This window comes from Christensenella tenuis (assembly GCF_014287795.1).
GTDB classification, from domain to species: Bacteria; Bacillota; Clostridia; order Christensenellales; family Christensenellaceae; genus Christensenella; species Christensenella tenuis.
On record NZ_JACOON010000002.1, the window covers coordinates 218,463 to 239,156 of the forward strand.

Below are 20,694 nucleotides of genomic sequence, written 5' to 3' on the forward strand. Positions count from 1 at the left end.
GCGGGATTTTCATTTCCGTTTTTCGCGGTCAGAACGCACGATTGACACAATGATCCCAATTACAATAATCACGGAAATCAAAAGGCCCACCACAATTGCAAGAGTGCTCAGGCTCATGATATCCACATCGGTTGTACCAAAATTTGAATAGCCTGCGCTGATAATAACGCCCGCCATCACGATGCATACCGCAAGCAAAACCACGGCGAAGGAAATACGGTTGAACATGCGTTCGATATTTTTTTCCATACGGCCAAGATCGCGTATTTTCAACTCCAGCGAGTAATCGTTCTTTTTTAACTTATGCAGGAATGTGAGCAGTGCCGAAGGTACTTTTTTGGTCACGTCAATCCAGTCAAGCGCGTAGGACTGGACTTCATTTTTGAATTCCTTTGTTTTATACCGGTTTGAAAGAATACTGCGGACGGTTTTCTCCGCAATTTTCAGGATATTGACCGACGGGTCAAGCTGTTCGATAATAACCTGCGCGGTTCCGAGGCTTTTGGCCACCAGTGTAAATTCACGCGGAATTTTCATCTTGTACTTTCCTGCCAATGAAAATACATTGGAAAACACCTTGGCAATATTAACGTCGGAAAGAGGCACATAGAGATATTCATCCAGTAAAACCTCGAGGGATTTTTCAAACGAATCCATATTGACGTCTGCATCCGCGGCATCCATCTCCGTGATGCTCTGCGCGATTTTGAGCGTATTGCGCGTGGCGATACCCATCACAAAATCGTTAAGTTCTCGGCGGAAACGGCTGTTGATCGTGCCCACCATGCCAAGGTCGATAAATTCAACATATTTTCCGTCCACCACAAAAACATTGCCTGGATGCGGATCCGCGTGAAAAACGCCGTTTTCAAGGATCTGCGTGATGAGTGAATTGGTAAAATCATAGGCGATCTGCGCCCGGTCCGCGCCGGAAGCCACAAGTGCGGGGATATCATCTATTTTAACTCCATTCACAAAATCCATGGTAAGGATCTTGGGCGTAGTATAAACCCAAAATATTTTAGGAACGCGGATATTGTGCTGCGAACGGACGCTTTCCCGGAAAAAGTCGGTATTTTCACCTTCCTTGGTAAAATCGATCTCCTGTTCCATTACGCGCCGGAATTCCGCCACCATGCCGGAGAAATCATATAACTGGCCATATTTGGAATACTTGTCCACAAGACGCGCAAGCTTTTCTAAAATGCCAAGATCCGTCTCGATGCTCTCACGGATGTGCGGGCGCTGTACCTTGACGGCCACTTCAGGACCGGAAAAAAGCCTCGCGCGGTATACCTGCGACATCGAAGCGGAAGCGACCGGCTCTGGATCGAATTCCGCAAACAGCCGTTCGATCGTATCATCAAGTTCTGTTTCGATCATCGCGCGCGCTTCTTCATAAGAAAAAGGCGCAACGGAATCCTGTAGCTTCTGGAGCTGTTTTGCCACATTTTCCGTGACAATATCCGTGCGCGTGGAAAGAATTTGCCCAAGTTTTACAAACGTAGGGCCAAGCTCCTCGCACATTTTGCGGATGCGTTCGCCTACGGAAGGCATATTGTGTTTTTGTTCCTGTTCGAAAATTTTTTGAGGATTTTTGGAGAGGGTGGATTTGACAAACAAAAAACCAAGCCCGTTCCTGTTGAAGGCGGACAATATTTCCCGATACCGTTGCAAATTCCTGGAAGCGATAACCTATTCCCTCCTTAAGGCAAAACAAAATACCGCAGCTTATCTGCTGCGCTGTCAGGTAAAGGCTAAGCGGTTATTTTTCGTCCGCCTTTGCCGCCGCGAGCTCTTCTTTGATGATTTCACGGATATCTTCCTTAGTGATGCGCGTATCCGCCGTGAGGCCAACGTCCTGAAGCGTCGTGCGAACCTCATCCTTTACCATACGGGAGATTTCTTCGCGCTGGGCTTCGCCCTTTTTAATCAGGTCATTGGCAAACCCCTGTGCATCCTTGCGCTGTACCTCGCCCTTGGCGACCATCTTTTCCACCAGGTCTTCGATCTTCTCGCGGGAATAAGCAAACAGGCCCATGCCGAAATTGATGCTGTCCTCTATGATATTAGCCATTGAAATAGCCTCCTTTTCATCGTTAATCTTATTATAACGCATCTGGAAATAAAGTAAACTGTGAATCCGAAGGGAAAAACAGGTATTGGCAAGAAAAGTTTGCAGGCAAAGGGCACAGCCATTATAATATAAGAAAGAGAATAAACGAGGGAGAAAACAGCATGGACTTAAAAGAATTGCACGAGAAAAAAGGCTTTATATGCGATATGGACGGTGTGATCTATCACGGGAATCGGCTTCTCCCCGGGGTTAAGGAGTTTGTGAACTGGTTGTATGCGGAAAAAAAGCCCTTCCTGTTCCTTACGAATTCCAGCGAACGTTCACCGCGCGAGCTGCAGCAGAAGCTGGGGCGGCTTGGGCTTGATATCGATGAGAGCCATTTTTATACCAGCGCGCTTGCAACCGCTAAATTCCTGAAAATGCAGTCGCGCAAGAAGAGCGCGTTTGTCATTGGCGAGGCGGGGCTTACAAATGCCCTTTACGAAGTAGGGATTACGATGAACGACGTGGACCCGGAATATGTAGTTGTGGGCGAAACGCACAATTATAATTTCGATAATATTTCCAAAGCGGTGCAGCTTGTGCTGGCGGGCGCAAAGCTCATCGGCACCAATCCGGATCTTACCGGCCCGGGAGAAACGGGAATTTTCCCAGCCTGCGGGGCAATGATTTCGCCGATTGAGGTCGCCACCGGAAAGCGCGCTTATTTTGTCGGCAAACCTAACCCATTGATGATGCGCACGGGAATTAAAATGCTTGGCCTGCATGCACAGGAAGCCGTTATGGTGGGCGACCGCATGGATACGGATGTCATCGCGGGTCTGGAGTCTGGGCTGGATACGGTGCTGGTGCTGTCCGGTGTGAGCACGCGGGCGACCATCGAGGAATATCCCTACCGGCCCAAATATGTGCTCGATGGGGTCGGCAATATCGTCCCGTGAGGACGCGTGGGATTTTGAAACCGCTCCGGTGAAGTGAAGCGATGAAGCACAGAAGATGGATTGAACGAGTCATTTGCGCAGCGTGCGGGATTTTCTGCGCGCTGTGTTTTGATGTGGCAGGGCTTGCTCCGTTCGTTTGGGCGGCGCTCGCCCCGGTATTCTTCCTATTATTGAAAAATAGCGGAGAACGCCGCAGGGTGGTCTTTTGTGCTTGCATATTCGCGCTTGCGTTTACCCTTGCCTATTATGCGCAGATACTGTCGCTCGACATTTCGGCCCGGGCAGGCGAAGCGTCTGCCGCTTTGCTCGTGGCGGCATGGATTGGCCTCGCAGCGCTCCACGGAGCGGTATTTGCGGCGGCGCTTTCCGCCGGAGTCCTGCTAAAATGCCCGTGTGGTATGCGCGCGCTGTTATGTGCGGTTCTTTTTACGGGCGCAGAATGGCTGCTGGGCGTGGGCGCTTTGGGCCTGCCGTTCCTGCGCCTCGGGCTTACCCAGTGGCGTTTTTTGCCGCTCACACAGTCGGCGCAGATGTTTGGCGTTTTGTTTATCAGCTTTCTGATCGTTCTTGTGAACGTACTCATTGCGCAGGCCGTTTTGGGGACGGGCAGGGGCAGGATGCGGTATCTTGCCGCGGCGGCGTTGGTGTTCTTTGCCAACCTTGCGGGCGGCATACTTGTGTCCGGCGGCAGAGCGGAAGAAGCGGATACCGGAATCGCGGCAGTGCAAATGAACGTTCCCTTCTGGCAGAACGAAGGAGAGGGAAGGTTTGAAAAAGCGCTTGCACTGGCGGAAAAAGAGGCCGGAAAGAGGCCGGACTTCATTCTCCTGCCTGAAAATTCGGTGTACGGATCTTTTAACGAAGAACCGGAGATCAGCAGCCCGGTTGCAAAGTTGGCGAAAGAATCCGGGGCGTATGTGCTGACCGGCGTTTACGGCGTCCACGGCTACCAGCTCAGGAATTCAGTCTTCCTGACTGCGCCGGACGGCAAAATTACGGATGTTTACCACAAACAGCGGCTGGTTCCCTTTTTTGAGAACGGGTATGAACGGAAGTTTTCCTTTACGGACGGAAAAGAACGCGGGATCTTCGAGACAGACTGCGGGATGGTAGGCGTGATGATCTGCTTCGAGAGCCTTTTCCCGGATATTGCCTCCGAAACAGCCGCTGGAGGGGCGGAACTGCTTGTCGTTGCGACGAATGATTCATGGTTCAAAAGCGATGTTCCGCTGGCAAGGCACCTTGCCCAGTCTGTGTTCCGGGCGCAGGAAACAGGGCGATGGCTTGTACAAGTAGGAAATACGGGGATGACGGCAATCGTTTCGCCCACGGGAGAAATTGCAGCAAGTCTTGAAGCGGGTACGGACGGAGTGCTGGTTGGGAATGTTGCGTTCAGGCGGGAAAAGACGGGTTATCTTATTCTCGGCGACTGGTGGCTGGCAGCTGCCGCAGCCGCCGCGGTGTTAGGCCTCGCCGCCGCATATAAAAAACGAATTTGAAAACAACGGCTCGATGCACTATAATGGAATGACAGAAAAGGAGAGGCAATGGCAGGAAATTTTGTCCGGCTCACCGCAAACGCGGGAGTCCTTTTAAATATAAATGGAAAAATGATATTGGTGGATGCACTGCATAACAGGTATACGGAAGTTTTCTCAAGCGTACCCGACGACCTTTTGTATGAAATAGCGCACGGAGAAGGAGAATTCAGCAAGATCGACCTGCTTGTGTTTACGCATGACCATCCGGATCATTACAGCAGGGAATGGACGCAGGAATTTTTGAAGAATCATCCGGATGCGCACCTGGTTTCTCCGGTCAACGATTTTTCCGGCGCCAATATCACTACGTTGAAAGCGCCGGAAGAGATGCATGAAGTCAAAGGAATTAAGCTGGAATGCGTGAAACTCATCCATGAGGGAGAACAGTTCCGGGACGTCGTCAATTATGGCTACAAGTTTGATATTGGCGGATTCACCATAACGGTTCTCGGCGACAGCGGACCGGAAAATATACCGCAGGTATTTGGCGGCGCGGATCTCGCACTCTATAATTTCCCGTTTTTTACGATCTTGCGCGGGAAAAAGATGATCGAAGAACTCCGCCCCAGGCAGATGATCGCCTATCATCTGCCCTATGAAGAAAAGGATGTAAACGGGTATATCCGGGCAACCCTGCGTTCGATCGAGCGAAATGGATATGCAAATGCGTGCGCGCTCTGGAAACGAGACCAAAAAGTCACGATACCGCTTTAAATGGGGCACAAGGTGCGTTTGCGCGGGGCAGGCGCAGCCATAAGCTGCTATATAAAAAAATGTTATCAATCGGCCGCGAGGGGGTTATTAATTATGATAGAAGCAAGATGTGGGAGACTTTGTTCAAACTGTGGATACTTTGAAAAGTGCGGCGGCTGTGTGGGCCGGGAGAAACCCGTTTGGGCGGCGCGCTGCCCAATCAAAAGCTGCTGTGAGGAAAAAAAACTAAAGCATTGCGGTTTGTGCAGCGGATTCCCGTGCAGGAAATTGGTGAAGTTTGCCAAAGATAAAGATTACGGAGACGGCGGCCTTCGCATCGGCCAGTGCCGCGCCTGGAAGGAAATTGGCGAGGACGCGGTTTACGAGGAGTAGATGAAATGAAACAAAGCTTTGAAGAAGTGATGAAAAAAAGACGGTCCATCCGTACGCTCGAAAAGGATAGCCGTATCACGCGGGGAACGGTGGAAAGAGCACTTGCCCTCGCCCTGCATGCACCGAGCGCCTATAATGCGCAAACCAGCAGGATGGTGGTGCTCATGGACGGGGAACATGGGAAATTTTGGGAAATTGCGGAAAAGGAGCTTCGCCTGGTAACGCCGCCGGACGCTTTTGCGCGGACACAGAAAAAATTGGATGGTTTTCGTGGCGGAAATGGGACGATTTTGTTCTATGAAGACCTTTCCGCAACGGAAAAACTGAAAAAGGATTTTCCATTATATGCGGATAAATTCGACCGTTGGGCACAGCAGAACAATGCGATCCTTGAATACGCGGTATGGCTCGCGCTCGCCGGGGAGGGCGTTGCTGCTTCGCTGCAGCACTATGATCCGCTTGTGGATGCGGCTGTTGCACAGGAATGGGATATTCCGGAAAACTGGATATTGATCGCGCAAATGCCTTTTGGCAAGGCGGCAGAGGAGCCGGGTCTGCGGGCGTTTAAACCAGCAGCCGAAATGGTAAAATTTTATGAATAGAAAAAAGGAGCCTATAAAGCTCCTTTTTCTATGTCAATATAATAATTGCTTGTCTGTCGCATCCGCCGAGAGGCATTCGCCTTTTTCAAAAAAGCTCCCGTTATTCAGTATAGCGCTTTGGCGCCGTAATCATGGTGCAGTGCGGAAGCTCTTCCGGTTTATGGCCAAGCTTCGGCGGACTGACAGTAATTTTCAATTCACCAGGATTATATATTAAAATTTTTGGGTTTCACGTTAAAATATTTTGTTGAACATCGTTTTGTTGTTTGGTTTACATTGCAAGCATCCGGTATCCTCCTTTCGTTCTTCATTAATCAAAGTATACATCGAATATGTGAACGCATTATGAATATCAAATGAAGATTAACGAAAGATTTTTACTAAGAGATAGATAAGCACGAAATAACAGGACCAAATATAAAGAGGCCTGTACATCCAGCGAATTCATTGCTATAATAAGCTGGATCAAAAGATTGGATGGACGAAGTTATGGAAAAGGGCGTTTCTGCTAACAGGGTGGTTCTGTCGGTTCTGACGGTATTGATTTTGATACCGCTTGTTTTCATTGCCGCAGACAGTGTCCTTATGACGGCCGGTATTCCGGATCCGCCCACAGAAGCGACGGCCTTTACAGCAGATATGCCGTGGGTTCACCTGGTTTCATCGGCTGCGGTGATTTTTCTGCTTATACTATTTCAAAAGCGGCTTCGGAATTTGCCGGAAAAGTATTTACTCATTGTAGGGATGATCCTTGTTTTTATTGTCGGCTTGGCCTGGGTTTTTAAGATGCGCGTGGAAGCGGGGGCAGACCAACTTCTTGTGCTTGAAGGGGCAAGCCAGTTTATGCAGGGCAATTATGAATGGTTTGTCCGCGGAGGATATTTTTACGTTTATCCCCATCAGCTTGGGCTCGCGGCTTATTTTCAACTTTTTATAGCGTTTGCCGGGCAAAATGCGTACCTTTGGATCCAGGCCGCAAACGTATTATGGCTGATGCTCGGATTTTATTGCCTTTACAAAATCACAGCCCTCTTGTTTGGCAAACGGGAAATCACAAATGTTGCCTTGGTTTTGCTGCTTTTTTGTTTTGAGATATTGCTTTATGTGGTATTTGTTTATGGAAACCTTCCCGCGTTTGGCCTGGGCCTTCTTGCCGTTTTGCTTACGCTCAGATATTTCAAAGAGCGAAAAGCCTGTTATGCTGTTTGGTCCGCTGTCGTGATCACAGCAAGTATCCTCCTGAGAAATAATAATCTTGTATGGCTTGTTGCTATGGTAATTTTTTATTTGCTGGACGCTGCCTTTGAAAAAAAGAAATGGTCGTTTGCTTTTGCCGCGCTGCTGATCGGCGCCAACCTGCTTGGCGGATTTGCCGTTGGTTTCTGTTATGCGCAGGCAACCGGAATTCCCGCGGCAGAAGGTGTGCCAAAAACCGCATGGGTGGCGATGGGGCTGCAGGAAGGCCCAATGGCGCCGGGCTGGTATAACGGATACAGCAATAATTTGTATCAGAGCATGGATTACGACGGAGAAAAAACGGCCGTACAGGCCAAGGAGAATATACGGGAATGCGTTGCGAATTTTGCGGAACATCCAGGATATGCGGCGAGGTTTTTTTATCAAAAGATTTCCTCTACGTGGAATAATCCAACCTTTCAGGGCTTTTGGATCAGTCAGGTACGGGATAGTCAGATCGAACAGGATAAGCTATCAAACAGCATTTATAATGGTGGGGCAAATCTCTTGTTGCAGGGCTTCATGAACCTCTACCAGTCGGTTATTTACATCGGCTCCGCCCTTTTTTTTCTTTTTCACTTCAAAAAAATCAGGCGCGAACAGCTTTTGCCCGGCGTTATATTTTTGGGGACGTTTCTGTTTCATGTTTTTTGGGAAACAAAAGCGCAATATGTGGCAACTTGTTTCCCGTTGCTGATCCCATATGCGGCCTGCGGCTGGACCGGTCTTTCCGGGCGAATAAAAGCCTGGATTGACGGAAAACGAAAAAATAAAATCCATCCTGTCATTCCGCAGGAAATTCCATGAATACAATGAAAAAAGAAGCGGATGATTCTTGACTGCTGATAAATCCTTAAGCGGGAACGATCGAGGGATAAGCCCCTCTTGCCTGCTTGCGTGAGCCCCAAGTACGGAACACGATGCCGTGCGGTTGAAAGCCACTGCATGATGGTTCTGCGGCCCTATGGCCCTATCGGCGCTGCGATCTCAAAAAGGCGTCCAACCGCGTAGCGGCGAGACTTTTCGGGTAAATTTAAGCGTCCGCTGGGGAAGCGGACGCTTTTTGACTTATATATCAATTGTAGGTTCTGTTTGGGTGGGTTATGTCTTAATCTGTTCATCTTATCATAGGCACGCCCCCTTCTCATTTCTTTAACTCTAGGATACTGCCCTTATGTGAATTCCATATGAAGTTCCAATGAACATTTTAAGAATTCGACGGGACATATTCTTCCAACGTAATGTTCGTAGATGCCGTGCGTCCGCTGCGCTCAATCGTAATTTCCACGGTGTCGCCTACGGAATGGCTGTCGATCACTCCTTCAAGGTCAGAGGAACTGGCGATTTCTTTTCCGTCCAGTGATACGATCCTGTCCCCGGCCTGAATACCAAGTTTTTCCGCAGTCGAGCCTTCCGTTACCTGCGCCACATAAACGCCCGTGCCCGAAAGACCGTAGTTCATTGCGGTTTGTACGTCGGAAATGTCAAGAACCGATATCCCGATGGAGATACGTCCTGTCACATAGCCGTTTTCGATCAATTCGTCGATGACGGTCTTTGCTTCATTCACAGGAATGGCATAACCAAGTCCTTCTACATTTGTACCGCCGGATTTTGCAACGACGATACCAATCAGCTCACCCTGCCCATTGAAAAGGCCGCCGCCGGAGTTGCCGGGATTGATGGCCGCGTTTGTTTGGATCAGGTTCATCGTGCCGTTCCCAAGGTTGATTTCACGGTTCGTTGCACTGACGATGCCGTCCGTTACCGTGCCGCCAAGCGTTCCCAGCGGATTGCCGATCGCAACCGTTGTGTCGCCGACTGCAAGAGCGTCTGAATCACCGAATGTAACGGGCGTAAGCCCCGTTGCTTCGATTTTAAGGACTGCAAGGTCCGTCTGCGGGTCCCTGCCAACAAGCGCCGCTTCATAGCTGGTTCCATCCTTCGTGCGTACGGTAAAGCTGGTTCCGTCTTCTACAACGTGATTGTTTGTGACGATGTAGCCGTCCTCGGAAATGATGACGCCGCTGCCCGCCGCCTCGCCGGATACCTGCTGCATAAACTGGTTCGTCTGCACAACCTCGGTTGTGATTTCCACAACGGAATCCTGCGTCTTCGCTGCGATATCCGATACGGAGAGGTCGCCGCCAGAGAGGTTGCTTACATCCGCTGAGGCCTGGAGTACGCCTGTGCTATTTTGCGTGGTTGCCGTTGCGGCGCTGTTGCGCCCATTCATCGTACCAACGCCAAATCCAAATACTGCCGATGCAGCGACGCACAGCGTAAGGACAACTGCCGCCGCTTTTTTGGTCAGGAAAGGCGATTTTTCTTTTTTGGGTTTTTTACCGCCGTTCTGTCCGCCGGAATAAAAACTTTCGCTGTCAAGCCGGCGGGGATCATTGCATTGTGCCTGCTGGAGATATCCGTTATTTTCACGGAAAGAAGGATCCGGAGCCGCACCTCCCTGGCCGCCCGGGAAACCGTCATTTTCATTATGGAAAAATTTATTTTCGTTCATGTTAAGCCTCCTTATAAACGATCTATTTCAAAGATTCTGTATTTTCATCACAAATTAATGATAATCTTAGAAAGTGACGAATTCTTGAACCCGGTTTGAACAATATTTGAAGGAAACGTAACAAAATTATGAATGTGGAAAAGGCATGGAAAAAGATCAGCCGCCTAAATATAAGGCGGCTGGGAAATGACGAAATGCAGAAGAGGGCTGATGGGAACGGTATTTTAAAAAATTACCTATTTCCTGTTTTCGGATGCAGCCGGGGATGCCTGTGGCTGCTGCTTCTTATCCTGAAAAAGACGCACTATTGTCAACAATACGCTTACGCAAAGGATAATAACGCCAATTCCATAGACGGTTTGCATGCCGTATACAAATACATCGGGCCTCCCGGAAATGAAGCCCTTAACCTGATAGCCAACCTTGGAACTCATCAACGAATATAGTAATGTAGTCAAAAGGGAAATACCGGTTACGCTGCCGAAATTGCGGGTAAAGGCGTTGATGCTGCCGGTGATGCCAAGCTTTCCCGCAGGCGCGGTAGACATAATAAGCGAAGTATTCGGGGCGGAAAAAACGCCTGCTCCAAAACCTACGACGCACAGGAACAGAATCAGCTTTGCCACCGGCTCGGTTGCCGTCATGGTAGAAAGCAGGAAAAGCCCTATCGTCATGACGGCAAGCCCGACAAGCGTAACCTTTGCCGCGCCTACCTTATCGGAAATATAACCGGAAAGCGGGGACATGATGCCCATCACAATGGGAAAGCTCATCATAATAAGACCGGTTTGGCCGGGATCGATCTTCAGCACGTCCTCGATATAAAACGGCTGGATAATGCTGATGCCGCTCATGGCGAAAAACTGGATGAGCACGCAGATGATACTGATCGTGAAAAGGGAATTTTTGAACAGGGAGAGCTCCACAATAGGCTGTGCGCTCTTTTTTTCGAAAAGGACAAAAAGTGCAAACAAAACGGTACAGCCAATGAACGCCAATATAATGTAATATTTGTCATAGCCCGCGCTTTGTCCTGTCAAAAGCGCGTAAAAGAAAAGGACTACCGCCGCGGCAAGCGTGGCGGCGCCGCGGTAGTCCACTTTTTGTTTGGTTTTCATACCGCGCGGCAAAAGCTTTAACGCAAGCAGGAAACCCACGATCCCCACGGGTACGTTAATCAGGAAAATATAATTCCAACTGAGATAGGAAACGATCAGCCCGCCGATAGGCGGCCCGAGCATTGTACCGAGCGCTACAGAAATACCGGAAATGCCGAGCGCGCGCCCGCGTTCGCCGGCAGGGAAAACTTCAGTGATGATTCCCTGGTTGTTGGCCATAGCTGCCGCACCGCCGATTCCTTCGATTGCCCGGGCAATAATCAGCGTATTGAGGTCGTGAGACAGTCCCGCCATCAGTGAACCGGCTGTAAATACTACCGTACCAAACATAAACAGGCGGCCTTTGCCCTTGATATCCCCAAGACGGCCAAAAAGCAGGATAGAGGCGACTACGGCAATCAAGTATACGATTACTACGAGCTGAATCGATTCCATGTCCGTTTTCAGGTCCTTTACCATGACGGGCAGCGCCACGTTTACAATCGTGCCGTCGAGTGTTGCCATAAAGGGCATAAAAATAAGAACGGCAAGAATCGACCATTTATGTTTTGCATAATATTCCGGCGAGGTACGGTTCGGCATTGTCTGATCTTCCTTTTTTCATTAGAATACTAACTATATACCCCATGGAAAAAGGAATAATCTAAAAATTGCCCGGTCAGGCATTTGGGACAAGATGAATAAGCAGCACTTCGCTTGGCGCAAACAGGCGGAAAGGAATGACAGAAACCCCAAGCCCCATGCTGATAATCATTTTGACGGCGCCGCTTGTGTAAAGTCCGTCCGAATACTTGGGAAAAAGCGTATGGCTCCCCGGGGAGACGAGGGCCTTACCGCCCGGAAAACGGATTTGCCCGCCATGCGTATGTCCGCACAGGACAAGATCGGCGCCCGTCCTGTCATACCCGCCGCGAAAGGGCAGCGGATCATGTGCCAATAATAAATTAAAGCGGCCGTCCTGCGGGAACCGCAGGCGGTCTGCGGCGCCTGCATCGATAGTCGGGTCGTCCACCCCGCCAATATAAAGCACCGTATCGCCTACGGCGCATGGAACATAGTTTCCGTCCAGTACGGTTACGCCGTTTTCCATAAAAATTGCCTTGGTGTAGTCCGTCCACACACGCTCATGGTTTCCTGTTACAAAAAAAGACGAAAACATTCCAGCCCACACGGCGACGTTTTCGATATATGCCCGGTTGGGATGCTTGGTATGGGAATGATAGATCATGTCCCCGGTAATTGCCACAAGATCGGGCCGGAGACCCTCCACCGTCTCAAATAAAATCCGGTTGTCCCTGCCAAAGGATTTTTCGTGCAGGTCGGAAACCTGGGCAATCCGCACAGGGGTCTCGATCTTTTCGCTTTTTACGGTATATTCGGTCACGCGGAACATTGGCTTTTCCCTCATCTGTTTCAATTAAACGACTGTTCTACCGCTCCGATGGACAAACATTAATTAGGATGCGATATACTACGTTTGGACAAACATTTTGAAGATATTCGTCATTGATATGTTTGTCCGTCTCCGTAATATCATACTACGATCCGGCCGTTGCAGGCAACAAGCGGGTAACTGTGATTTCCGGCTGCGCGAAAAGACGGAAGGGAATCACCGAGGAACCCAGCCCCATACTGATAATCATTGTGGAGTTATCCCGGGTATAAAGCCCGTCCGAATACTCCGGGAAAAGGCCGCCGTCCGCATAAAAGATGGCTTTCGTCCATGGAAGACGGATTTGCCCGCCGTGCGTATGGCCGGTGAGCACAAGGTCCGCCCCCGCCCGGGCATATTCCTCAAATGCCCCCGGACGGTGCGCAAGCAGGAGACGGAATTGTTCTCCGCCGCCGAAATCAATTTTGGCAAGGCTATCCGGGTCGATATCCGGGTCGTCAATCCCGCTGATGGAAAGCGTCGTATTCCGGACAGAAAGAGAGGTTGCCGTTCCCTCGAGGACTGTAACGCCCTGCCTCGAAAACGCTTCTTTCACCGCCTGTGGATGATACCGGTCATGATTCCCCGTCACAAAAAAAGTCGGTGCGATTTCAACGCAGTTTTTTGCAAGGTTTTCCATGTAAGCAAGGTTTGGGGAATCGGTATAGGAGTTATAGATGATATCGCCCGTTATGGCAATCAAATCCGGCTTTAGGCTGCGTACTGCTGCAAACAGGCTGGCGTTGTCCGGGCCAAAGGATTTTTCATGAAGGTCAGAAAGCTGGACGATCGTCACCGGGTCCGAGATTTTTTTGCTTTGGACCTCAAATTCCGCAATGTTCAGCACCTCATTTTGACCGAGGATGAATACCCAAATATTGACCGCGAAGAAGGCGGCGAACAGGAAAAAGAGGATTCTTCCGCCGTGTTTTTTCATAGACGTCTCCTTTTTTTATATTATATATTCAACGCGTGGGAGAAAGTGTAAAGAAACTATGAATTTTCTTCCGAAAAAGTGTTGCTTTTTGGAAAGCGTGTGATATAATAAATAATGCTACTTTGTGGAAAAAGAGGTGAAACGCAATGAAAGAAGGAATTCATCCGAAGTATGGCGAATGCACAGTGACGTGCGCCTGCGGCGAAACTTTTAAAACGGGCTCTGTAAAGTCTGAGATGAAGGTGGATATCTGCTCGAAATGCCATCCGTTCTTCACGGGAAGACAGAAGCTTGTGGATACAGGCGGTCGTGTGGATAGATTTAAGAAGAGATACGGCATGAAATAATGCCTGTCTTGTTAATGTGTATGAAAAGACTGCAGACCGTTCTTCCATAAGAGGTACGGTCTGTTTTTCTTTTTCTGGCAGCTTGCCAAAAGCTGGCTATAGTTTTTTGGCATTCATTGCATATACAAGCGGTTTATCAGCGGACCGGTAAGCCTGGCCGCTGTAGAAAGGAATCGAATGAAACGTACTAGTATTGGCGGTCAAGGCGTTCTTGAAGGCGTCATGATGCGTTCGCCGGAAACGACAGCGATCGCGGTCCGGAGGGAGTGCGGCGAGATTGTGACGCAAAAGGAAGGGACAAAGTCTCTTTCTGCACGCTATAAAATTCTTGGCGTTCCGGTCATCCGCGGCGTGGTAAATTTTGTGGAGATGCTTGTTTCAGGCGTCAAAACGATTACAGACGCTGCAAAGATGTATGATCCGGAGGACGAAGAACTCGAGCCTTCCAAAACGGAAAAGGCAATCGCGGAAAAAACGGGTAAGAACCCTATGGACGTGGCGATCTTCTTTGCCGTGCTCATTGCCATTGTGATAGCAGTGGGAGTATTCTTCATTCTGCCGAACCTAATCACCGGATGGATTACGCCCTATGTGGATTCCTCGTTCGGAAAAAACCTGATCGACGGCATTATCCGCGTGGCGATGTTCCTGATTTATTTGTTCGCTATATCAAATATGAAGGATATCAAACGCCTGTTCGGCTACCATGGCGCGGAACATAAGGTTATCAATTGTTTCGAGCACGATATGCCTATGGATGTAGAGCATGCGCGGCAGAATACGCGCCTGCACCCGCGCTGCGGGACGAGCTTCCTGCTGATTGTGATGATTATCTCTATCCTGCTGTTTACATTGCTTGGGTGGAGTGACAATTGGCTCATCCGTATTGGCCTGCGCCTTGCGATGCTGCCTGTTGTGGCGGGAGTTTCCTATGAAATATTGAAACTTGTGGCTAAATACGACAATAAATTCACGATGGCGCTCAGGAAACCCGGTATGGCGTTGCAGTACCTTACAACGCGCGAGCCGGATGACGGCATGATTGAAGTTGCCCTCGTCTCTTTCCTTGCGGCGGAAGGAAAAATGACGGACGAAGAAATTGATGCGCTCGCAGAAAAGTATGGGCACAAGATCGACGGATCCCCAGTGGAAAAAGGGGAGTGTGCGGCAGATGTAAAGGAAGCGGTCATGGAGGCCAATGAGTAATTGGGGAGAGGTTTTTAGGCAAACCACTAAAACGCTTGCGGAAGCGGGATTTGCGGAAGCGGAAGCTGAGGCAAGGGTGATTACGGCGCATGTGTACGGCGGGGATTTTTCCTCGCTGTGCCTGCGCTTTTTCGATGTGTGCGGCAAAGAAGCGGAGGTAAAACGGCTTTTAAAGGACCGCCTTGCAGGAAAGCCGCTCGCGTATGTGCTGTGCGAAAAGTATTTTTACGGGCGGCCGTTTTATGTTGACGAACACGTACTGGTTCCGCGATATGATACGGAAAGCGTGGCGGAGCGGGCGCTTCTTCTGGCCCGGGAAAACGGCTATCAAACCGTGCTCGATTTATGCTGCGGAAGCGGCGTGCTCGGGGTGACGCTCGGCGCAGAAGGAAATTTCAGCAGGATTTGTTTTGCAGATATCTCTGGGGAGGCGCTCGCAGTTGCACGGCGGAATGCAGAACATTTGATTCCGAAGCAGGAAATCCGCTTTGTACAGGGGGATTTCCTTGAAAATATCTGTGGACACTACGATCTGGTGGTATGTAATCCGCCGTACATCAGCGCTGCGGACTATGCCGGGCTCGAGCCGCAGGTAAGGGACTACGAACCGCAAACGGCGCTCCTTGCGGGCCATGACGGCTATGCCTTCTACGAAAGGGCGGCAAAGGAAATTCCCACAGTTTTGAATGCGGGCGGAGCACTCGTTCTTGAGGTTGGAGATACGCAGGCAGGGCGTGTGCGATCCTTGCTAAATGAAGGCGGATTTGTTAAAATCAGTTGTGGCTGTGATTTGGGCGGGAGGCCCCGCTGGGTATCGGGCTTTATGCGCGTATAGCCGGGCTTTGGCGGCATGCCTTCTTGTAGAAGGAGAAGCGGAATGAACCCCGCAGCGTCCGTTTCGGGCTCTATCCTGAAAAAATCAGGCCAGAAGATGAGGAGACATTTATGCTGGATAAACTGAAAACGATCAAAGATAGATACGATGCATTGTCAAAGGAGCTTTCCGACCCGGAAGTCACCCGGAACCAGGAAAAATTTCGTACGCTTGCACAGGAACAGTCCTCGCTGACGGAAATTGTAGAGGCATACGATCAATATGCGACGGTCCTCGACCATATCGCGCAAAACAGGGAACTGATCGAAACGGAAAATGACGCGGAACTCATTGCACTGGCAAAAGAAGAACTTGCCCCGCTGGAAAAAGAACGGGAAGAGCTTGAAGATGCACTCAAAGTTTTGCTGATCCCCAAAGACAAAAACGATGAAAAGAATGTAATCCTTGAAATCCGCGCGGGCACCGGCGGCGATGAAGCCGCTCTTTTTGGCGGGGATCTTTTGCGGATGTACCTGCGTTACGCGGAACGCCGCGGATATACGGTCGAGACCATGTCTTCGAATACGACGGAACTGGGCGGAGTCAAGGAAATGGTGGTTTCGATCGCCGGCAAGGGCGCGTATGCGCGGCTGAAATACGAAAGCGGCGTGCACCGCGTGCAGCGTGTACCGGACACGGAGTCATCCGGGCGGATCCACACCTCTGCGGCAACGGTAGCGGTGCTGCCCGAGGCGGAAGAGGTGGAAGTGAATATCGACCCGAACGATCTGCGCGTAGATGTATTCCGCAGCGGCGGACACGGCGGCCAAAGCGTCAATACAACGGACAGTGCCGTACGCATCACACATCTTCCCTCGGGTCTGGTAGTGACCTGCCAAGACGAAAAATCGCAAATTAAAAATAAGGCGAAAGCGATGAAGGTGCTTGCTTCGCGGTTATATGATTTGTATAAAGACGCGGCAGATAGTGAACTGTCGGAAAACCGCAGGAATCAAATCGGCTCGGGAGACCGCAGCGAACGCATCCGCACCTATAATTTTCCACAAGGGCGGGTGACGGACCACCGCATTGGGCTTACGCTTTACAAGCTGGAGGCTTTTCTCGATGGGGACATGGATGAAATGATCGACGCGTTGACCCTCGACGAACGGCAGAAAAAGCTGCAGGAGCAATAAACAGCCCCTGGATGCTTTGGCAGCGCCGGGGGCATCGTTTCCGGCAGGCGAACCGGAACCCGGTGAAGCACAAAAAGGGGGAGCGAATAAATGAATCCGGTTTTATATGCAACGCTTATCGGCGCGGCAGTTGGTGCGCTTGGCACAGGCATCGGCGCAATTGCCGTCTTTTTTATCAAGATTAGGGGAAAGTGCCTTTCCGCCGTGCTGATGGGCCTTTCCGCAGGGATTATGCTTTCCGTGGTGCTTTTTGATATGCTGCCCGAATCGGTCGGGAGTGCCGGTTGGCTCCTTGCGGTCGTATGGTTTGCCGTTGGCGCGGCCGCACTGTTCCTGATCAATAAATTGATGCCGCACCACGATGTTTCCACTTCGAAAGATTCTGAATTGATCCGGAACCTGAAGCAGGACCGTTTGGTGAGGTCGGGGCTTTTGCTTGCCATGGGCATTGCGGTGCATAATCTGCCGGAAGGTCTTGCGCTCGGCAGCGGACTGGTGTCCGCAAGCAGTTTTGGTTTTGGGCTCGCGGTATTGCTGTTTGTACACAACATTCCCGAAGGTATGGGGCTGGCGGTACCCTTGAAGCTCGGAGGAGTGAGCTATGGCCGCATTTTTCTCGTAGCAGTGCTTGCGGCGCTCCCAATGGCTGGGGGCGGGGCAATCGGAGCGCTTGTGGGCAATATTTCCCCTGCGGTGCTTGGAGGAAGTGTTGCTTTCGGCGGGGGTGCGATGCTGTACCTGACATTCAGCGAATTGCTGCCACAGGCAGCCGGACTTTATAAGGGATGGCCAACATGGGCCGGACTTGCGGCAGGCATTGCGCTTGGCGGAGTATTGGTGGCGTTTGTATGATAAAAACAAAGACGATATTTGCATGGAAAGACAAAGAAAGCGCGGTCAGCGAAGGCGCGGAACAGCTGCGAAACGGCGGGCTCGTCGTATTTCCCACAGAGACCGTATACGGCCTTGGAGCAAACGCGTTTGATGCAGAAGCGGTAAAGCATATTTTTGAGGCAAAAGGCAGGCCGCAGGACAATCCTCTGATCGTCCATATTGCCGCCATAGAACAAATCGGGGATATCGCGGCGGAAGTAAGTCCGGTCGCCCGCACACTGATGGAGGCGTTTTGGCCGGGACCGCTTTCCGTAATTATGAAAAAATCGGCCCGCATTCCAGATGAGGTAAGCGCGGGCCTTGAAACAGTCGCGGTGCGCATGCCTGGAAACGACCTCGCGCGGGAGCTCATTGCCCGGGCGGGCATACCTGTGGCTGCGCCAAGCGCGAATACTTCAGGGAAGCCAAGCCCAACGCTTGCGCGGCACGCATATGAGGACCTGTGCGGAAAGGTTCCGTTGATTATTGACGGCGGGCCGTGCCGCGTGGGGGTGGAATCAACTGTGGTAGACGCAACGGGGAAAGTCCCCGTGATCCTTCGGCCGGGCGATATCACACCCGGAATGATCCGGGAAGCAGTTGGCGGAGTACGGGTACACGACGGCGTGATGAGCGAAATGAAAAAAGATGAAGTATGCGCGTCTCCCGGGATGAAATATAAGCATTATGCCCCGCAGGCAGGCGTTACCGTATTCACAGGAGATAAAAAAGAGGTTGCGAAATGCATCAATTTTCGGTATCATATTGATAGTATGCAGGGCAAAAAAGCAGTCGTCCTGTGCCTTGACGAGTGCGCCGGGCTTTATGCGGAGTGCAGCATTCTGCCGCTTGGGAAAAATGCAGGAGATGCAGAAGCAGCATTGTTCCGCGTTTTGCGTGAAATTGATGAGCAAGGGTTTGATGCGGCGTATTTTCATGCACAGGAAGAAAAAATGGGCCTTGCGGTCATGAATAGAATGATAAGGGCGGCGGGACACCACATTGTGGCCGCCGGGGAGGAAAAAGAATAAAGATATGAACGTATTGTTTGTTTGCACAGGCAACACATGCAGAAGTCCTATGGCGGAAACGCTGATGGACGATGCGGTGGACCGAAGTAGAATCCTTCACGGTGAAGTGAAGATTAAATCGGCAGGGACGTTTGCCTGCGAGGACGCCGATCCAACGGAAGAAGCGGTGCGCACGATGGAGGAAATGGGCCTCGAGCTCGAAGGCCACGGCGCAGAGCAATTTACAGCGGAACTTGCGGAGTGGGCCGACATCATCCTTGCAATGGGCAAAGAGCAGCTCGAACATATGGAGGTGCTCGCGCCTGAAGAAACAGGCAAGATGCATACGCTGCTCGGGTATGCGCAGGGCGTTATGGGTGAGCCTGCAACAAATTCTTACGACATTATGGACCCCTTTGACGAGGGTATGGAAGAATACCGCGAGTGTGCGAAGCAGCTCGCGCAGGCGGTGGATCTGCTTGTAAAACGGCTGGAACATGAATATGAAGACAAGGCTTGATGCCTTGTCTTTTTTTTGTGGAAAACGCGGGGAAAATATTGTATAATAAAAAAGTCATTTATAGATATAGAGACTGCGTCTTCCGTTCCGGACAGCGTATATTAAGGAGTGTGGGAGTATGAAAATAGCATTTGGCTGTGATCACGGCGGCTTTGTTTTAAAAGCTGAGATCATTGAGTATTTGAAAAAGAACGGGCATGAAGTCATGGATTTTGGAATTAATGACGGCCATTCGGTAGATTATCCGGATTATAGTCTTCCCGTTGCAGAATGCGTGAGTGCCGGGCAAGCGGATTTTGGAATCGTTGCCTGCGGGACAGGTATCGGCATCTCCATTGCGGCAAATAAAGTTCCGGGAGTGCGCTGCGCGCTTTTGTCAGATACTTTTTCTGCGCACGCAACGCGTGAACATAACAACGCCAACATGATGGCGCTCGGAGGACGGACGATCGGCCCCGGCCTTGCGGTAGACATTGTGGACGTATTCCTGAATACGCCTTTTTCGGGAGACGAACGCCACCAGAGGAGAATCGACAAAATAACGGCAATTGAAAAAAAATATTCTAAATAATTCGGAGGAGAGAAAAATGGCGTCAGCACACGTATTGGATCATCCGCTTTTGCAGCATAAAGTATCGATGATCCGCGACAAGAACACAGGAACAAAGGAATTCCGCGAACTCGTAAAAGAGATCGCTATGCTTATGGTATATGAGGTAACGCGCGATATGCCTTTGAAAGAGGTCGAAGTGGAAACGCCGATTACGATGGCGCGCACCAAGGTAATTGCAGGTAAAATGGTAGGGATCGTCCCGATCCTGCGTGCAGGACTTGGAATGGTGGAGGGTGTACTGAACCTGATCCCCGGTGCGAAGGTCGGCCATATCGGGCTGTACCGCGATCCGGAAACGCTTGAACCCGTGGAATATTACTGCAAGCTGCCTGTGGATGCGCAGGAACGCGAACTGATTGTACTCGATCCAATGCTGGCGACGGGCGGAAGTGCTTCCGATGCAATCACTTTGATTAAAAAGCGCGGTTGCAGCAATATCAAGCTGGTAAACATCATCGCCTCCCCGGAGGGAATCGAGGCGGTTCGCAAGGCACATCCTGATGTGGACGTCTATGTGGCGGCCGTAGATGAAGGCCTAAATGATCATGCCTATATTGTACCGGGGCTCGGAGACGCGGGAGACCGGCTGTTCGGCACAAAATAGTTTTGCCTGGCCGTACGGCGCTT

Annotated in this window: 21 protein-coding genes; 15 read left to right on the forward strand and 6 right to left on the reverse strand. The window is 50.6% G+C overall.

Features of this window, described 5'->3' with window-relative positions; genetic code table 11:
• Window positions 1-9: 9 nt before the first annotated feature.
• On the reverse strand, window positions 10-1,623 hold the full coding sequence (locus tag H8S18_RS04765) for an ABC1 kinase family protein (protein WP_186857158.1): 1,614 nt from the start codon (window positions 1,621-1,623) through the stop codon (window positions 10-12).
• Window positions 1,624-1,765: 142 nt separating this feature from the next.
• On the reverse strand, window positions 1,766-2,077 hold the full coding sequence (locus H8S18_RS04770; protein ID WP_186857159.1) for a phasin family protein: 312 nt from the start codon (window positions 2,075-2,077) through the stop codon (window positions 1,766-1,768).
• A gap of 161 nt (window positions 2,078-2,238) precedes the next feature.
• On the opposite strand from H8S18_RS04770, the gene H8S18_RS04775 reads away from it, so the two are divergent.
• The 6 genes from H8S18_RS04775 to H8S18_RS04800 all read left to right on the forward strand — a co-directional run bounded on the left by H8S18_RS04775 (window position 2,239) and on the right by H8S18_RS04800 (window position 8,290).
• Window positions 2,239-3,018 carry an HAD-IIA family hydrolase gene (locus H8S18_RS04775; protein WP_186857160.1) on the forward strand — a complete coding sequence of 260 codons (780 nt, stop codon included), beginning with the start codon at window positions 2,239-2,241 and terminating at the stop codon, window positions 3,016-3,018.
• A gap of 41 nt (window positions 3,019-3,059) precedes the next feature.
• Window positions 3,060-4,517, forward strand: coding sequence for an apolipoprotein N-acyltransferase (gene lnt, locus H8S18_RS04780; RefSeq protein WP_186857161.1), 1,458 nt, complete (start codon window positions 3,060-3,062; stop codon window positions 4,515-4,517).
• A 48-nt stretch (window positions 4,518-4,565) separates the two neighbouring features.
• Window positions 4,566-5,273 carry an MBL fold metallo-hydrolase gene (locus H8S18_RS04785; protein ID WP_186857162.1) on the forward strand — a complete coding sequence of 236 codons (708 nt, stop codon included), beginning with the start codon at window positions 4,566-4,568 and terminating at the stop codon, window positions 5,271-5,273.
• A gap of 93 nt (window positions 5,274-5,366) precedes the next feature.
• Window positions 5,367-5,645 carry a DUF3795 domain-containing protein gene (locus tag H8S18_RS04790; protein WP_186857163.1) on the forward strand — a complete coding sequence of 93 codons (279 nt, stop codon included), beginning with the start codon at window positions 5,367-5,369 and terminating at the stop codon, window positions 5,643-5,645.
• A gap of 5 nt (window positions 5,646-5,650) precedes the next feature.
• Window positions 5,651-6,247 (forward strand): nitroreductase family protein, encoded by a 597-nt coding sequence (locus H8S18_RS04795; protein ID WP_186857164.1) that lies wholly within the window; start codon window positions 5,651-5,653, stop codon window positions 6,245-6,247.
• Window positions 6,248-6,724: 477 nt separating this feature from the next.
• A complete protein-coding gene (locus tag H8S18_RS04800) occupies window positions 6,725-8,290 on the forward strand; it encodes a glycosyltransferase family 39 protein (RefSeq protein WP_186857165.1) in 1,566 nt (521 codons plus the stop codon).
• 400 nt (window positions 8,291-8,690) lie between these two features.
• Here H8S18_RS04800 and H8S18_RS04805 read toward each other — a convergent pair whose 3' ends face one another.
• The 4 genes from H8S18_RS04805 to H8S18_RS04820 all read right to left on the reverse strand — a co-directional run bounded on the left by H8S18_RS04805 (window position 8,691) and on the right by H8S18_RS04820 (window position 13,488).
• Complete coding sequence (locus H8S18_RS04805; RefSeq protein WP_186857166.1) at window positions 8,691-10,001, reverse strand: S1C family serine protease; 1,311 nt, start codon at window positions 9,999-10,001, stop codon at window positions 8,691-8,693.
• A gap of 236 nt (window positions 10,002-10,237) precedes the next feature.
• Window positions 10,238-11,701 (reverse strand): MFS transporter, encoded by a 1,464-nt coding sequence (locus H8S18_RS04810; RefSeq protein ID WP_186857167.1) that lies wholly within the window; start codon window positions 11,699-11,701, stop codon window positions 10,238-10,240.
• A 76-nt stretch (window positions 11,702-11,777) separates the two neighbouring features.
• Complete coding sequence (locus H8S18_RS04815; RefSeq protein WP_243165075.1) at window positions 11,778-12,527, reverse strand: metallophosphoesterase; 750 nt, start codon at window positions 12,525-12,527, stop codon at window positions 11,778-11,780.
• Between the two features lie 130 nt (window positions 12,528-12,657).
• Complete coding sequence (locus H8S18_RS04820; RefSeq protein ID WP_186857169.1) at window positions 12,658-13,488, reverse strand: metallophosphoesterase; 831 nt, start codon at window positions 13,486-13,488, stop codon at window positions 12,658-12,660.
• A gap of 146 nt (window positions 13,489-13,634) precedes the next feature.
• Between H8S18_RS04820 and rpmE the strand changes: the two genes are divergently transcribed.
• The 9 genes from rpmE (at window position 13,635) to upp (ending at window position 20,671) form a co-directional block, all read left to right on the forward strand.
• A complete protein-coding gene (gene rpmE, locus H8S18_RS04825) occupies window positions 13,635-13,835 on the forward strand; it encodes a 50S ribosomal protein L31 (protein WP_066523466.1) in 201 nt (66 codons plus the stop codon).
• Window positions 13,836-14,012: 177 nt separating this feature from the next.
• Entirely contained in the window at window positions 14,013-15,041 is a 1,029-nt protein-coding gene (locus H8S18_RS04830) for a DUF1385 domain-containing protein (RefSeq protein ID WP_186857170.1), read from the forward strand.
• Entirely contained in the window at window positions 15,034-15,876 is an 843-nt protein-coding gene (gene prmC, locus H8S18_RS04835; RefSeq protein WP_186857171.1) for a peptide chain release factor N(5)-glutamine methyltransferase, read from the forward strand. Before H8S18_RS04830 ends, prmC begins: the two co-directional genes overlap by 8 nt.
• A gap of 110 nt (window positions 15,877-15,986) precedes the next feature.
• Window positions 15,987-17,051: a peptide chain release factor 1 gene (prfA, locus tag H8S18_RS04840; RefSeq protein WP_186857172.1), complete on the forward strand. Its 1,065-nt coding sequence runs from the start codon at window positions 15,987-15,989 to the stop codon at window positions 17,049-17,051.
• Window positions 17,052-17,141: 90 nt separating this feature from the next.
• Window positions 17,142-17,903, forward strand: a complete 762-nt coding sequence (locus tag H8S18_RS04845) for a ZIP family metal transporter (protein ID WP_186857173.1) — start codon at window positions 17,142-17,144, stop codon at window positions 17,901-17,903.
• Window positions 17,900-18,955 (forward strand): L-threonylcarbamoyladenylate synthase, encoded by a 1,056-nt coding sequence (locus H8S18_RS04850; RefSeq protein WP_186857174.1) that lies wholly within the window; start codon window positions 17,900-17,902, stop codon window positions 18,953-18,955. Before H8S18_RS04845 ends, H8S18_RS04850 begins: the two co-directional genes overlap by 4 nt.
• A 4-nt stretch (window positions 18,956-18,959) precedes the next feature.
• On the forward strand, window positions 18,960-19,454 hold the full coding sequence (locus H8S18_RS04855; RefSeq protein ID WP_186857175.1) for an arsenate reductase/protein-tyrosine-phosphatase family protein: 495 nt from the start codon (window positions 18,960-18,962) through the stop codon (window positions 19,452-19,454).
• Window positions 19,455-19,572: 118 nt separating this feature from the next.
• On the forward strand, window positions 19,573-20,025 hold the full coding sequence (rpiB, locus tag H8S18_RS04860; protein ID WP_186857176.1) for a ribose 5-phosphate isomerase B: 453 nt from the start codon (window positions 19,573-19,575) through the stop codon (window positions 20,023-20,025).
• 16 nt (window positions 20,026-20,041) lie between these two features.
• Entirely contained in the window at window positions 20,042-20,671 is a 630-nt protein-coding gene (gene upp / locus H8S18_RS04865; protein WP_186857177.1) for a uracil phosphoribosyltransferase, read from the forward strand.
• The last annotated feature ends 23 nt before the right edge of the window (window positions 20,672-20,694 follow it).

What these genes read in the sequence shown, in the direction of transcription:
- H8S18_RS04845 (WP_186857173.1), top strand. Translation starts at nt 17,142, where the DNA reads ATGAATCCGGTTTTATATGCAACGCTTATCGGCGCGGCAGTTGGTGCG.
- rpmE (WP_066523466.1), top strand. Translation starts at nt 13,635, where the DNA reads ATGAAAGAAGGAATTCATCCGAAGTATGGCGAATGCACAGTGACGTGC.
- H8S18_RS04800 (WP_186857165.1), top strand. Translation starts at nt 6,725, where the DNA reads ATGGACGAAGTTATGGAAAAGGGCGTTTCTGCTAACAGGGTGGTTCTG.
- H8S18_RS04820 (WP_186857169.1), bottom strand. Translation starts at nt 13,488, where the DNA reads ATGAAAAAACACGGCGGAAGAATCCTCTTTTTCCTGTTCGCCGCCTTC.
- prmC (WP_186857171.1), top strand. Translation starts at nt 15,034, where the DNA reads ATGAGTAATTGGGGAGAGGTTTTTAGGCAAACCACTAAAACGCTTGCG.
- H8S18_RS04805 (WP_186857166.1), bottom strand. Translation starts at nt 10,001, where the DNA reads ATGAACGAAAATAAATTTTTCCATAATGAAAATGACGGTTTCCCGGGC.
- H8S18_RS04775 (WP_186857160.1), top strand. Translation starts at nt 2,239, where the DNA reads ATGGACTTAAAAGAATTGCACGAGAAAAAAGGCTTTATATGCGATATG.
- H8S18_RS04810 (WP_186857167.1), bottom strand. Translation starts at nt 11,701, where the DNA reads ATGCCGAACCGTACCTCGCCGGAATATTATGCAAAACATAAATGGTCG.
- lnt (WP_186857161.1), top strand. Translation starts at nt 3,060, where the DNA reads ATGAAGCACAGAAGATGGATTGAACGAGTCATTTGCGCAGCGTGCGGG.
- H8S18_RS04815 (WP_243165075.1), bottom strand. Translation starts at nt 12,527, where the DNA reads ATGAGGGAAAAGCCAATGTTCCGCGTGACCGAATATACCGTAAAAAGC.
- prfA (WP_186857172.1), top strand. Translation starts at nt 15,987, where the DNA reads ATGCTGGATAAACTGAAAACGATCAAAGATAGATACGATGCATTGTCA.
- H8S18_RS04795 (WP_186857164.1), top strand. Translation starts at nt 5,651, where the DNA reads ATGAAACAAAGCTTTGAAGAAGTGATGAAAAAAAGACGGTCCATCCGT.
- H8S18_RS04830 (WP_186857170.1), top strand. Translation starts at nt 14,013, where the DNA reads ATGAAACGTACTAGTATTGGCGGTCAAGGCGTTCTTGAAGGCGTCATG.
- H8S18_RS04855 (WP_186857175.1), top strand. Translation starts at nt 18,960, where the DNA reads ATGAACGTATTGTTTGTTTGCACAGGCAACACATGCAGAAGTCCTATG.
- H8S18_RS04790 (WP_186857163.1), top strand. Translation starts at nt 5,367, where the DNA reads ATGATAGAAGCAAGATGTGGGAGACTTTGTTCAAACTGTGGATACTTT.
- H8S18_RS04770 (WP_186857159.1), bottom strand. Translation starts at nt 2,077, where the DNA reads ATGGCTAATATCATAGAGGACAGCATCAATTTCGGCATGGGCCTGTTT.
- rpiB (WP_186857176.1), top strand. Translation starts at nt 19,573, where the DNA reads ATGAAAATAGCATTTGGCTGTGATCACGGCGGCTTTGTTTTAAAAGCT.
- H8S18_RS04850 (WP_186857174.1), top strand. Translation starts at nt 17,900, where the DNA reads ATGATAAAAACAAAGACGATATTTGCATGGAAAGACAAAGAAAGCGCG.
- upp (WP_186857177.1), top strand. Translation starts at nt 20,042, where the DNA reads ATGGCGTCAGCACACGTATTGGATCATCCGCTTTTGCAGCATAAAGTA.
- H8S18_RS04785 (WP_186857162.1), top strand. Translation starts at nt 4,566, where the DNA reads ATGGCAGGAAATTTTGTCCGGCTCACCGCAAACGCGGGAGTCCTTTTA.